We start from the raw sequence: 12087 nt of genomic DNA, 5'->3' as shown, positions 1-12087 counted from the left end.
GAGAGCACCATCGTTTTCCTGATCAGGCTCTGATAAGGAGTTTTTGCATGCACAACCCGCAACTGCCCACGGACGGACATTTTATGGCACACGACGCCGCTTTCGGCGCAAGCAACCCAGCCTTCGGCAAGGCCCCCGAGCATCAAGGCAACCAACGCATCCGGCATCTGCTCAAGTGTTTTGGGTTGCGTACCAGCCTGATCCGGCTGAAAGTCATCGACGCCCTGCTCACCGCCGCCGAGAACGGCCGCTCGCTGGGTGTACGGGGTGTGCACAGCCACTTGCTGGAACTGGGCATCCCGCTGTCGTTTCTCAGTGTGCGCGAGGTGCTCAAGCGCCTGTGCAGCGAGGGCGTGATCACCCTCAACAGCGACAAAAGCTACAGCCTCCATGAAGAGGCTGCCAAGGTCCTGGCGACCAGCGCCTGACTTACAGGTTGGGCTTGACCTTGCGGCGCATGATGCCGTTGATCACCACCACAATCACCGCCACGGCAATGGCGATGTACTGGAACGTCTTCTCACTGATGGCGCCGATGTTCTGCAAATAGGACAGGCCAAACATCGTGCCGAGGACGACCAGGGAAATCAGAATCGAGTAAATCAAGCGTTGCTTCTGGGTCATGACGGGTTCCTGAAACCTGAAAATTGTATCTGGGGCGTATCAGGGCCTCATGTTACAGGCGATAAAGCGCTTTGGCATGACCCTATTTGCCTTGCCAGCGCAACGGTTGTGGCGAGCGGGCTTGCCCGCGCTGGGCTGCGTAGCAGCCCCAATACACCCAGCGCATTGCTTCAGTTGAACACGCGGGGCTGGATTTCAGGGCTGCTACGCATCCCAACGCGGGCTAGCCCGCTCGCCACGGGGCAGTTGGTCAGGGGCTTATTGGTCCTTGAACTGCGGCGCACGCTTGGCCACGAACGCGGCCATGCCTTCCTTCTGATCCTGGGTCGCGAAGGCGGCGTGGAACACCCGGCGCTCAAAGCGCACGCCTTCCGACAGGCTGACTTCAAAGGCGCGGTTCACGCTTTCCTTGACCATCATGCTGATCGGCACCGATTTGCTGGCGATCAGCGCCGCAACCTTGAGCGCCTCGTCCAGCAGTTCGTCCGCCGGCACAATCCGCGCCACGATGCCGCAACGCTCGGCCTCCACGGCGTCGATAAAACGCCCGGTCAGGCACATCTCCATAGCCTTGGCCTTGCCCACCGCACGGGTCAGGCGCTGGGTGCCGCCCATGCCCGGCAGGACGCCGAGGTTGACTTCCGGCTGGCCGAACTTGGCCGTGTCACCGGCCAGGATAAAGTCGCACATCAACGCCAGTTCACAGCCGCCACCTAGGGCAAAACCATTGACCGCCGCGATGATCGGCTTGCGGCGGTTGGCCACACGGTCGCTGTCGCTAAACAGATCATCAAGGTAGATCTGCGGGTAGGTCAGCTCGGCCATTTCCTTGATATCGGCGCCAGCGGCAAAGGCTTTCTTCGAGCCGGTCAACACGATGCAACCGATGTCGGGATTGGCTTCCAGGCTGTCCAGGGCCTGGTTCACTTCGCTGACCAATTGCGCGTTCAAGGCATTCAGCGCCTGGGGGCGATTGAGGGTAATCAGCCCGACACGGCCTTGAACGTCGAGCAAAATGGTTTCATAACTCATTGATCCGTTCCTCTTCAAAGATTGCGCGAAATGACCATGCGCTGAATATCACTGGTGCCTTCATAAATCTGGCAGACCCGCACATCACGGTAGATCCGCTCCAACGGGAAGTCGCTCAGGTAACCGTATCCACCCAGGGTTTGCAAGGCGGCAGAACAGACTTTCTCGGCCATTTCCGAGGCAAACAGCTTGGCCATGGACGCCTCCACCAGCGCAGGCTTGCCGCTGTCGCGCAGGGCCGCCGCGTAGTGCACCATCTGCCGGGCCACAGCGATCTGGGTGGCCATGTCCGCCAGGCGAAACGCTACAGCCTGGTGCTCGATCAGCGGTTTGCCGAAGCTTTCCCGCTCACGGGCGTAATCCCGGGCAGCTTCGAACGCCGCACGGGCCATGCCCACCGATTGCGAGGCAATACCCACGCGACCGCCCTCCAGGTTGGCCAGGGCGATTTTGTAGCCTTCGCCCTCCTCGCCCAGGCGGTTGGCGACCGGCACCTTCACATCCTCAAACAGAATCTGACAGGTGTCGGACGCATGCTGGCCCAGCTTGTCCTCGACCCGCGCGACGGTGTAGCCCGGCGAGTCAGTGGGCACGATAAACGCGCTGATCCCACGCTTGCCGGCCGCAGGATCGGTCACGGCAAATACAATCACCACCCCGGCGTTCTGCCCGGAGGTGATGAACTGTTTGCAGCCATTGAGCACGTAATGATCGCCTTCAAGACGCGCGCGGGTTTTCAGGCTGCTGGCATCGGACCCGGCCTGGGGCTCGGTCAAGGCAAACGCACCGAGCATTGCGCCGCTGGCCAGGGGTTTGAGGAATTGTTCTTTCTGCTGGTCATTGCCGAACTTGAGGATGGGCACGCAGCCCACCGAGTTGTGCACGCTCATGATGGTCGAGCAGGCGCCATCACCGGCAGCGACCTCTTCCAGGGCCATGGCATAGGCCAGGTAGCCGGTGTCGCAGCCGCCCCACTGTTCCGGCACGAGCATGCCGAAAAAACCCAGCTCGGCCATCTCAGCGATAGCCTCCCTGGGGAAGCGATGCTCGCGGTCCCACTCGGCAGCGAACGGTTTGAGCCGCTCCTGGGCGAATTGCCGGGCCGCGTCGCTGATTTGCAGTTGTTCGTCATTGGGCAACATAAAAATTCCTTAATCCAGGCATTCGACGGCGATGGCCGTGGCTTCACCGCCGCCGATGCAGATGGCTGCAACGCCGCGCTTGAGGCCCCGCTGGCGCAGCGCTGAAAGCAGGGTCACGAGGATCCGCGCGCCGGATGCGCCAATCGGATGCCCCAGGGCACACGCCCCACCGTGGACGTTGACCTTGTCGTGGGGGATTTCCAGCTTGCTCATGGTCACCAGGCTGACCACGGCAAAGGCTTCGTTGATCTCGAACAGGTCGACATCGCCCAGGTCCCAGCCGGTCTTGCTCATCAGCTTGCGAATCGCCCCCACCGGCGCCACCGGGAACAGCCCCGGCTCATCGGCAAAGGCCGCATGGCCGTGGATCACTGCCAGAGGCTTGAGCCCACGCTTCTGCGCTTCGGACTGGCGCATCATCAGCAAGGCCGCCGCGCCGTCGGAGATCGAGCTGGAGTTGGCCGCCGTCACCGTGCCGCCTTCGCGGAACGCCGGCTTCAAGGTGGCGATCTTGTCCAGGCGCGCCTTGGGCGGCTGCTCGTCGTCGGTGATGGTCTTTTGTTCCTTGCCCACGGTGACCTGCACCGGGACGATCTCGGCGCTGAAACGCCCGGCACTGATCGCCTGCTGGGCGCGGGTCAGCGAGGCAATGGCAAACGCATCCTGGGTTTCGCGAGTAAAGCCATTGGCCTCGGCGCAATCCTCGGCAAAGGTGCCCATCAGGCGGCCCTTGTCATAGGCGTCTTCGAGGCCGTCGAGGAACATATGGTCGAGCACCCGGCCATGGCCCATGCGGTAGCCGCTACGGGCCCGATCCAGCAGGTACGGGGCATTGGACATGCTTTCCATGCCGCCGGCGATCACCACCTGCACGCTGCCGGCCAGCAGCGAGTCATGGGCGAGAATCGCCGCCTCCATGCCCGAACCGCACATTTTGTTGAGGGTGGTGCAACGTGTCGACTTATCCAGGCCGGCACCCAGCGCGGCCTGGCGTGCCGGGGCCTGGCCGAGACCGGCGGGCAGCACGCAACCGAACAGCACTTCATCCACGGCGTCGTGGGCGATACCGGCGCGCTCGACAGCCGCACGAATCGCGGCGGCGCCCAGTTGCGGCGCGGTCAGGCCCTTGAGGTCGCCCTGGAAGCCGCCCATGGGCGTGCGTACGGCACTGACAATAACAATCGGATCGTGGAGCTGAGTCATGACAAATCCTCCTTACTTGGCCGCCATGCGCAAGGCCCCGTCAAGACGGATCACCTCGCCATTGAGCATGCTGTTTTCAATGATATGCCGGGCCAGCGCGGCGTATTCGGCCGGTTTGCCCAGGCGTGGCGGGAACGGCACGCCGGCCGCCAGGGAGTCACGAACCTCCGGGGTCATGCCGGCCATCATCGGTGTTTCAAAGATGCCCGGGGCGATGGTCATTACGCGGATGCCGAAGCGCGCCAGTTCACGGGCGGCCGGCAGGGTCAGGCTGGCAATCGCGCCCTTGGACGCCGCGTAGGCGGCCTGGCCGATCTGCCCGTCGAAGGCCGCCACCGAAGCGGTGTTGATGATCACCCCGCGCTCACCGTCGGCATCCGCCGTGGTTTCGGCAATCGCCGCTGCGGCCAGGCGCAGCAGGTTGAAGCTGCCGACCAGGTTGACGTTGATCACCTGGGCAAAGCTGGCCAGGGCATGGGGCCCATTCTTGCCGAGGATTTTCTCGCCACGCACCACGCCCGCGCAGTTGACCAGGCCATGCAGGGCGCCAAACGCCGCCACCGTGGCCTGTACCGCGGCTTCGGCGGCCGCTTCCTGGCTGATATCCGCGACCACACTGCGCGCCTGCGCGCCCAGTTTTGCAGCCTGGGCCGCCACGGCGTCGGCATTCAGGTCCACCAGCATCACCTTGGCACCCGCAGCCACCAGCATTTCGGCGGTAGCCGCGCCGAGGCCCGAAGCGCCGCCGCTGACCATAAATACCTTGTTTTCAATCTGCATCGTTGTTTCCTTAAAGAGGGATCAAGCCGTGGTCGCTGCCTGGACCTTGGCGATTTCCTGGTTACGCAAAATAAACCGCTGCAACTTGCCGCTCGGGGTCTTGGGCAAGTCGCTGACAAATTCGATTTCCCGTGGGTAGGCGTGGGCCGCCAGGCGCTTGCGCACATGCAGGCGCAGTTCCTCGGCCAACGCGGCGTCGGCGCGGTACTGGCTGTTGATCACCACAAAAGCCTTGACCAGTTCGGTGCGCTCGGCGTCCGGCTTGCCGACCACCGCGGCTTCGATCACCGCCGGGTGCTCGACCAAGGCGCTTTCCACATCAAACGGTCCTACCCGGTAGCCAGACGTCGTGATCACATCGTCGCTGCGCCCGACAAAACTGATGCTGCCATCGGGGTTCAATTCCACGGTGTCGCCGCTCAAGTAGTACTTGCCGACGAAGGCCTTGGTCTTGACCCCTTCATAGCCGGCGAACCAGCACATCGGTGACTGCTCGCGGTCGATCGCCAGGATGCCGGGCTGGCCGGCGGGCAGTTCCTGGTGGTTGTCGTCCAGTACCACGATGCGGTGCCCCGGCGAGGCAAAGCCGGCGGAGCCGACATGCACCGGGTGTTCCAGGCCGTGGTGGTTGCACAGGACCATGCCCAGTTCGGTCTGGCCGTAATGGTCGTGGATGGTCACGCCCAGGTTATCGGCGAACCAGCGGATCACTTCCGGGTTCAGCGGCTCGCCGGCGCTGCTGACAATGCGCAGCCGGCCCTTGATCGAGCGCGCGAACTGTTCGCCACCGGCGATCAGCAGGCGGTAGGCCGTGGGCGAACCGGTCAGGTTGGTGATCCCGTATTTGTTGATGACCCGGCAGGTGCTTTCCAGGGTGAACGGGCCATCGTAGAAGGTGATCGGATGGCCCATGGACAACGGCCCGGTCACACCGAAGTAGATGCCATAGGCCCAGCCCGGGTCGGCGACGTTCCAGAACGCGTCTTCGGGGCGCAGGTCCACGGCGTCGCGGGTATAACTCTGGAACGCAACCAGGGCCTTGAGCGGCACGGCCAGGGCTTTCGACGGGCCGGTGGTGCCAGAGGTGAACATCAGCAGGAATGGATCATCGGCGCCCAGCAGTACCGGTTCGCACACATTCGAATAGTTGGGCAACTCGGCCCAGAAGCTGAAATCGCCGCGCACAATGCCTTCGCCCTTGGCGCCGGCCACGGTGACGATGGTCGGGCAGTCAGCGACTTCGGCAAGCTTGCTGCGGTTGACCGCGTCGGTCACCACCAGCGCCGCGCCGGAGCTGTTCAGGCGATGCTCGATGGCCTTGGGGCCAAAGGCCGTGAACAGCGGTTGATAGACCGCGCCGATGCGCCAGGTGGCGAGCACCGTCACCAGCAATTCGGCAGTGCGTGGCAACAGGCCGGCGACCTTGTCGCCACGCTTGACGCCCTGGGCCAGGAGGAAGTTGGCCAAACGCGCCGCCTGATCCTGCAATTCGCTGAAGGTCACGGTGGCGCTGCGGCCATCCTTGCCCTCCCAAAACAACGCAATGCGCCCCGGCAACGCGTGCCGGTCGCAGCATTCGACGCAGGCGTTGAGCGCCTGCAAGTGGCCGGCCAGTGCGGCCTCGACGGTTTGCTGGTAGTTGAACTGGGTGGTAGCAGCCAAATAATCGCGCATCGTGGCAAATCCCTGTGTCTTTTGTTGTTTTGGGGGGCGTGCTTTTGCGGGGTTGAATCAGGGGAAATAGTGGCGCCAGAGCGGCGCAGGGACAATGGTCAAAGCTTTCAATGTGGCTGACTGGTTTGGCCAATGGCGCCATGGACCAAACCGTTGCGTCATAGAGGCCAACAATCAGCCGGTCAACGCAAGCGATTGGACGCCCCGCCCGCCGGCTTCTAATCTGAGGGCCTGCGCCACGAAGAAGCCCCTCGATGATTGTTCGCCCCAAACCCAACCTATTCGGCATCCTGTTCTCCCTCAAGGGTTCGATTGCCAAGCGTATTGCCCTGCGCAGCCTGCTGGTGACCCTGCTGGCCTCGGTGATCGTGCTGGTGGAAACCCTGCACCCGGCCTATTTCTCCAAGGTCAACGCCACGCCGTTCACCCTGCTCGGGCTGTCGCTGTCGATTTTCATGAGTTTTCGCAACAACGCCTGCTACGACCGCTGGTGGGAAGGCCGCAAGCAACTGGGGCAGATGGTCATTGAAATCCGCTCGCTGATCCGCGAAACCCAGGTTTTCACTCAGCCCGGCGAGCGCGAGGGGCTGTTGCGCGGCCTGTGTGGTTTTGCCCATGGCCTGGTGGCGCGCCTGCGCCTGGAAGACGAGGCCCGTGCCATCCAGCCGTGGGTCAATGTCGAGCCCGGCCACCCGAACCTGCCGGACCGGATCCTGCAAACCCTCGGCGCCCACTGCTCGGATGCCGCGCAACAGGGGCGGATCAGCGACTGGCGCTACACCCAGCTGGAAACCCGCCTGGTGGGGCTCAGCCAAGTCCAGGCGGCGTGCGAACGGATCAAGAGCACACCGCTGCCCTTCCCCTACACGTTGCTGCTGCACCGCACCATCTATCTGTTCTGCATCCTGCTGCCCTTTGCCATGGCCGAGCCCCTGGGTTGGCTGACGCCGATTTTTACTGCCATCGTCAGCTACACCTTCTTTGGTCTGGATGAAATCGGCGATGACCTGGAGGACCCCTTCGGCTTCGACGAGAACGACCTGCCGTGCAATGCCATCGTGCGCACCCTGGAACGGGAGATCCTCGCCGCCCTGGGCGAAACTGCCCTGCCAGCGCCCCTGGAGCCCGTGGACTATGTGCTGACGTGACGCGGGTTTGACACTCGCCGGTGTCTGACCGAAGCTGAGCGCTTTGCACTAGCTGCCCAGCTTTCGGACGCCTGCATGTCAAAGTCACGCCGTTACGCGATCATCGGCCTGAGCGCCCTGTTATTGGTGGTACTGGTTTTTTGGTATTTCTCCCGCAGCCCGAGCGTGTCCGTGCCGCCGGCTGTTGCCCACGGTTACTCCAAAGCCCTGAAAAAAGCGCATAACGGCGAACCCGGCGCCGCGCGCGTGCTCTATCAGCAACTGGCGCGACCAGACCTGTCCGACGTGCGCCGCGCCGCCCTGCACAGCGAATTGCACAACTACCCAAGCCCCCAGGCCTTGAAGCTGGCGGACAAGGACTTGAGCCACCCATCCCCCCTGGTGCGCCAGGCAGCCATTGCCAGCATTGTCGGCCTGGTGCCCAGCGGCCAACGCACCCTGTTGCTGGGCCCGTTGCTCGAGGATGACGAGCAAAGCGTGCGATTTGCCGCCGCCAACGCCCTGCTGGGCCTGTCGCCCGACACCCTGGGCCTGTATTTCGGCCCCTTGCAGCTCGTGCTGGATGAGTATGTAAAGTACCTCAAGGCCCAGCCCGAAAGCCCTGATGGCTGGATCCAGCTGGCGCGCCTGTACATCCATAGCGCCCTGTTGCCCGAGGCCCAACATGCCCTGGAGCAGGCGCTGCGCCTGGACCCGGACAACCTGCCGGCGGTGGTTTCACGCATCGAGTTGCTGGATAAACAGGGCAAGGTCGATGACTCGCGCCAGATCCTCGCCACCCAACTGCAAGCCCACCCCGAGTCAGCCTATCTGCAACACGCCCTGGGCATGTGGCTGCTGCACCATGGCGAACGGGAATACGCACTGCTGGGCCTGTCCAAGGCGGTGGAGTTGGAGCCCGACAATCAGGATTACCGCTACGACCTGGCCACCACCTTGCATGACCAGGAGGAACTGGAAGCCGCCCAGCGCCAGTTGGAAGAAATCGTCCAGCGCCATCCCGCCAACCGCAAGGCGCGGGTGCTGTTGATCAACTACTGGAAGGAAAGCGGCCAGTTGCAGAACGTGCAGGTACTGCTGGCCCAACTGGAGCAGCAAAACCCGGACGATCCCGCGCTGCAGCAGGGCCTTTGAAGCGCTGCAGGCATTGAAAACTGTGGATTGGCCTGCACAAAAACGAGAATACGTTGAACCGCCCCACAGCCCCACGGTCAAGTGAATATGGCGCGCCTTAGCCGGCACGCCGCTCAACTTATACGTGACCCGAGGGCACTTCTTGTCTACATCCAAAGAGCTGTTCACAGCAAAGGCGGCCACCGGCATCGAAGGTCTTGATGACATTCTTTCCGGGGGGCTATCGCGTAGCCATCTGTTCCTGCTCGAAGGTGAGCCCGGCACCGGCAAGACCACCGTGGCCCTGCATTTTCTCCAGGCCGGGGCCAAGGCCGGGGAACGATCGCTGTATATCACCCTGTCGGAAACCGAGCGCGAGCTGCGCCAGGGTGCCCAGTCCCACGGTTGGGAGCTGGATGAACATATCCATATCTTTGAACTGACCCCACCCGAAAGCCTGCTCAATGCCGAGCATCAGCAAAGCCTGCTGTACTCCTCCGACCTGGAGCTGGGCGAGGCCACCCGGCAGATCTTCGAGGTGGTGGAACGGGTCAAGCCGACCCGCGTGGTGATCGACAGCCTCTCGGAAATCCGCCTGCTGGCGCAAAGCTCGTTGCGCTATCGCCGGCAGATCCTGGCGATCAAGCACTACTTCGTGCGCTACGACGCCACCGTGCTGCTGCTGGATGACCTGACCACCGAATCCCTGGATAAAACCGTGCACAGCGTGGCCCACGGGGTGGTCCGCCTGGAAGAACTGACCCCCAACTACGGCGCGGAACGACGCCGGGTCCGGGTGGTTAAGTACCGGGGCCAGAAGTATCGCGGCGGCTTCCACGATTTCACCATTATGCAAGACGGCGTGCATGTGTTCCCGCGTCTGGTGGCCGCCGAGCACCGCAGTGGCTACAACCGCCAGACCCTGACCAGCGGCATTCGCGAGCTGGATGCGCTGCTGGGCGGCGGTATCGAGACCGGCTCCAGCACCCTGATCCTCGGCCCTGCCGGTACCGGCAAGTCGCTGATCTCGATGATCTTCGCCGCTGCCGCAGTGGCCCGTGGCGAAAAAGCCGCCCTGTTTATTTTCGATGAAGAGCTGGGCCTGTTGTTCGACCGCATGAACAACATAGGCATCGACCTGGCTGCCCTACAAGCCACCGGCAATCTGCTGATCGAGCAGGTAGACGCCGCCGAGCTGTCGCCCGGAGAATTTTCCCACCGGGTACGGCGCTGCGTGGATGAGCGCCAGATCAAGACCGTGGTTATCGACAGCATCAACGGTTATCAGGCGGCCATGCCCGAGGAAAACGCCCTGGTGCTGCACATGCACGAGCTGTTGCTGTACCTCAACCGCCGGGGCGCAGCGACCTTCATGACCGTGGCCCAGCACGGGTTGGTCGGCGACATGCAAGCGCCGGTGGATATCACCTATCTGGCCGACACCGTGATCCTGCTGCGCTACTTCGAGGCCCTGGGCAAAGTGCGACGGGCCATTTCCATCATCAAGAAACGCACCGGCAGCCATGAATCGACCATTCGCGAATACCGCATCGGCAGCCAGGGCATGACTATCGGCGAGCCCATTGAAGCCTTCCAGGGCGTGCTGCGCGGCGTCCCCACCTACATGGGTGCCGGCAACCCGCTGCTCAAGGATGAGCGCTTGTGAGCAGCCTGCCGGCCATTTCCGAGCGTGCGATCATTCTCGCGCCCTTGGGACGGGACAGCACGCTGGCGCTGATGATGCTCAACGAAGCAGGTTTCAGCGGCATTGCAGCCCCCAACCTGTTATCGCTCTGCGATGAACTGGAACAAGGCGCGGGCCTGCTGATCATCGCCGCCGAAGCGTTGCACGGAGTCGGGCTGGAGCCGCTGCTGGAGTATCTGCAACAGCAGCCAGCCTGGTCGGACCTGCCCATCGTACTGCTGACCCACCATGGTGGCACCGAACAGAACGCCTCATCGCACTTGAGTGCCAGGCTGGGCAACATCACCTTGCTGGAGCGGCCGTTTCACCCGGTGACCCTGATCAGTCTGGTGACCACCGCCCTGCGCGGGCGGCGACGACAGTACGAAGCCCGCGACCGCCTGATCGACCTGAGCCAGAGCGAACTGCGCCTGCAAAGCACCCTGGAAACCCTTGAACAACAAGTCGAAGAACGCACTGCGCAATTGCGCAGCAACGAAGAAGCCTTGCGCCAGTCACAAAAAATGGAAGCCGTCGGTCAATTGACCGGCGGCATCGCCCACGACTTCAATAACATGCTCACCGGAATTATCGGCAGCCTGGAGCTGCTGCGCCGGCGCCTGGCCAGGGGCCGCCTGGATGACCTCGACAGCCTGATCGACCTGGGTGTGACCTCGGCCAACCGCGCCGCCGGCCTGACCCACCGCCTGCTGGCGTTTTCCCGCCGCCAGTCGCTGGATTCCAAGCCGGTGGAGATCAACCAACTGGTGACCTCCATGGGCGAACTGCTGCAACGCAGCCTCAATGAAAGCATCGTGCTCGACATGCAGTTGAGCGGGCAGCTGTGGACCGCCGAAGCCGACCCCAATCAACTGGAAAGCGCCCTGCTCAACCTGGCCCTGAATGCCCGGGACGCGATGCCTGATGGTGGCCGGCTGGTGGTGGAAACCCGTAATCGCCACCTCGACAACGTGTTTACCGCCGCCTACGGCACTTTAACCCCCGGCGACTACGTGGAGCTGAGTGTCAGTGACACCGGCTGCGGCATGCCGGAAAACGTCATCAGCCGAGCCTTCGACCCCTTCTTCACCACCAAGCCCATCGGCCAGGGCACCGGCCTGGGTTTGTCGATGATCTACGGCTTCGCCCGCCAGTCCCATGGCCATGTGATCCTCCACAGCGAGGTCGGCAAAGGCACCACGGTGAGCCTGTTCCTGCCGCGCTTTGTCGGTGAAGTCACCGCCGATGTCCCCCTCGACTCGACCCTGCCGCCATTCGCCAACGCCGGTGAAACCGTGCTGATCGTCGAGGATGACCCGGCGGTACGGGTGCTGGTGAGCCAGGTGCTGAGTGAGCTGGGCTATGCCTTTGTCGAAGCCGCGGATGCTGACAGTGCGCTACCGATTATCGAATCCAGCCAGCGCATTGATCTATTGATCAGTGATGTAGGGTTGCCGGGTATGAACGGTCGCCAGTTGGCAGAGATCGGCAGGCAGATTCGCCCGGACTTGAAGGTGTTGTTCATTACCGGGTATGCCGAGCATGCGGCGGTGCGCGGGGGGTTCCTGGATCCGGGCATGCAGTTGATCACCAAGCCCTTTACCTTCGACCTGCTGACGGCGAAGGTGCGGGAGATGATTGCGACGTGACACGGAAGAGCACAGCGGGAGCCAGGCTCCCGCATCGC

The 12087-nt window shown here is 62.9% G+C and carries 11 protein-coding genes; 5 read left to right on the top strand and 6 right to left on the bottom strand.

Annotation, left to right across the window (positions count from 1 at the left end; all coding sequences use genetic code 11):
* Positions 1-47: 47 nt before the first annotated feature.
* Positions 48-428, top strand: a complete 381-nt coding sequence (locus HBO24_RS00110; RefSeq protein WP_169990082.1) for a fe2+ zn2+ uptake regulation protein — start codon at positions 48-50, stop codon at positions 426-428.
* Position 429: 1 nt separating this feature from the next.
* On the opposite strand, the gene HBO24_RS00105 is transcribed toward HBO24_RS00110, so the two are convergent.
* The 6 genes from HBO24_RS00105 to HBO24_RS00080 all read right to left on the bottom strand — a co-directional run bounded on the left by HBO24_RS00105 (position 430) and on the right by HBO24_RS00080 (position 6455).
* Complete coding sequence (locus HBO24_RS00105; RefSeq protein ID WP_057440092.1) at positions 430-624, bottom strand: hypothetical protein; 195 nt, start codon at positions 622-624, stop codon at positions 430-432.
* 258 nt (positions 625-882) lie between these two features.
* On the bottom strand, positions 883-1656 hold the full coding sequence (locus HBO24_RS00100) for an enoyl-CoA hydratase (protein ID WP_115128145.1): 774 nt from the start codon (positions 1654-1656) through the stop codon (positions 883-885).
* 14 nt (positions 1657-1670) lie between these two features.
* Entirely contained in the window at positions 1671-2798 is a 1128-nt protein-coding gene (locus HBO24_RS00095; RefSeq protein ID WP_115128144.1) for an acyl-CoA dehydrogenase, read from the bottom strand.
* A 9-nt stretch (positions 2799-2807) separates the two neighbouring features.
* Positions 2808-4001 carry an acetyl-CoA C-acyltransferase gene (locus HBO24_RS00090; protein ID WP_057440089.1) on the bottom strand — a complete coding sequence of 398 codons (1194 nt, stop codon included), beginning with the start codon at positions 3999-4001 and terminating at the stop codon, positions 2808-2810.
* Between the two features lie 12 nt (positions 4002-4013).
* Positions 4014-4781, bottom strand: a complete 768-nt coding sequence (locus HBO24_RS00085) for an SDR family NAD(P)-dependent oxidoreductase (RefSeq protein WP_057959755.1) — start codon at positions 4779-4781, stop codon at positions 4014-4016.
* Between the two features lie 21 nt (positions 4782-4802).
* Entirely contained in the window at positions 4803-6455 is a 1653-nt protein-coding gene (locus HBO24_RS00080) for an AMP-binding protein (protein ID WP_057440087.1), read from the bottom strand.
* Positions 6456-6709: 254 nt separating this feature from the next.
* On the opposite strand from HBO24_RS00080, the gene HBO24_RS00075 reads away from it, so the two are divergent.
* The 4 genes from HBO24_RS00075 to HBO24_RS00060 all read left to right on the top strand — a co-directional run bounded on the left by HBO24_RS00075 (position 6710) and on the right by HBO24_RS00060 (position 12049).
* Positions 6710-7603 carry a bestrophin family protein gene (locus tag HBO24_RS00075; protein ID WP_115128142.1) on the top strand — a complete coding sequence of 298 codons (894 nt, stop codon included), beginning with the start codon at positions 6710-6712 and terminating at the stop codon, positions 7601-7603.
* Positions 7604-7678: 75 nt separating this feature from the next.
* Positions 7679-8737, top strand: a complete 1059-nt coding sequence (locus tag HBO24_RS00070; protein WP_057440085.1) for a HEAT repeat domain-containing protein — start codon at positions 7679-7681, stop codon at positions 8735-8737.
* A gap of 142 nt (positions 8738-8879) precedes the next feature.
* Positions 8880-10382 carry an ATPase domain-containing protein gene (locus HBO24_RS00065; protein ID WP_057440121.1) on the top strand — a complete coding sequence of 501 codons (1503 nt, stop codon included), beginning with the start codon at positions 8880-8882 and terminating at the stop codon, positions 10380-10382.
* Positions 10379-12049, top strand: a complete 1671-nt coding sequence (locus HBO24_RS00060; RefSeq protein ID WP_170059081.1) for a response regulator — start codon at positions 10379-10381, stop codon at positions 12047-12049. The genes HBO24_RS00065 and HBO24_RS00060 overlap by 4 nt, the downstream gene beginning before the upstream one ends.
* Positions 12050-12087 lie beyond the last annotated feature (38 nt).

The sequence above is a fragment of the Pseudomonas sp. WS 5410 genome (assembly GCF_012985645.1).
GTDB classification, from domain to species: domain Bacteria; phylum Pseudomonadota; class Gammaproteobacteria; order Pseudomonadales; family Pseudomonadaceae; genus Aquipseudomonas; species Aquipseudomonas shahriarae.
The sequence above is the reverse complement of the archived record's forward strand: the minus strand, read 5'-3'. Positions and strand labels throughout refer to the sequence as shown.

Coding starts and splice junctions, on each gene's coding strand:
- HBO24_RS00110 (WP_169990082.1), top strand. CDS start 48: ATGCACAACCCGCAACTGCCCACGGACGGACATTTTATGGCACACGAC.
- HBO24_RS00105 (WP_057440092.1), bottom strand. CDS start 624: ATGACCCAGAAGCAACGCTTGATTTACTCGATTCTGATTTCCCTGGTC.
- HBO24_RS00100 (WP_115128145.1), bottom strand. CDS start 1,656: ATGAGTTATGAAACCATTTTGCTCGACGTTCAAGGCCGTGTCGGGCTG.
- HBO24_RS00095 (WP_115128144.1), bottom strand. CDS start 2,798: ATGTTGCCCAATGACGAACAACTGCAAATCAGCGACGCGGCCCGGCAA.
- HBO24_RS00090 (WP_057440089.1), bottom strand. CDS start 4,001: ATGACTCAGCTCCACGATCCGATTGTTATTGTCAGTGCCGTACGCACG.
- HBO24_RS00085 (WP_057959755.1), bottom strand. CDS start 4,781: ATGCAGATTGAAAACAAGGTATTTATGGTCAGCGGCGGCGCTTCGGGC.
- HBO24_RS00080 (WP_057440087.1), bottom strand. CDS start 6,455: ATGCGCGATTATTTGGCTGCTACCACCCAGTTCAACTACCAGCAAACC.
- HBO24_RS00075 (WP_115128142.1), top strand. CDS start 6,710: ATGATTGTTCGCCCCAAACCCAACCTATTCGGCATCCTGTTCTCCCTC.
- HBO24_RS00070 (WP_057440085.1), top strand. CDS start 7,679: ATGTCAAAGTCACGCCGTTACGCGATCATCGGCCTGAGCGCCCTGTTA.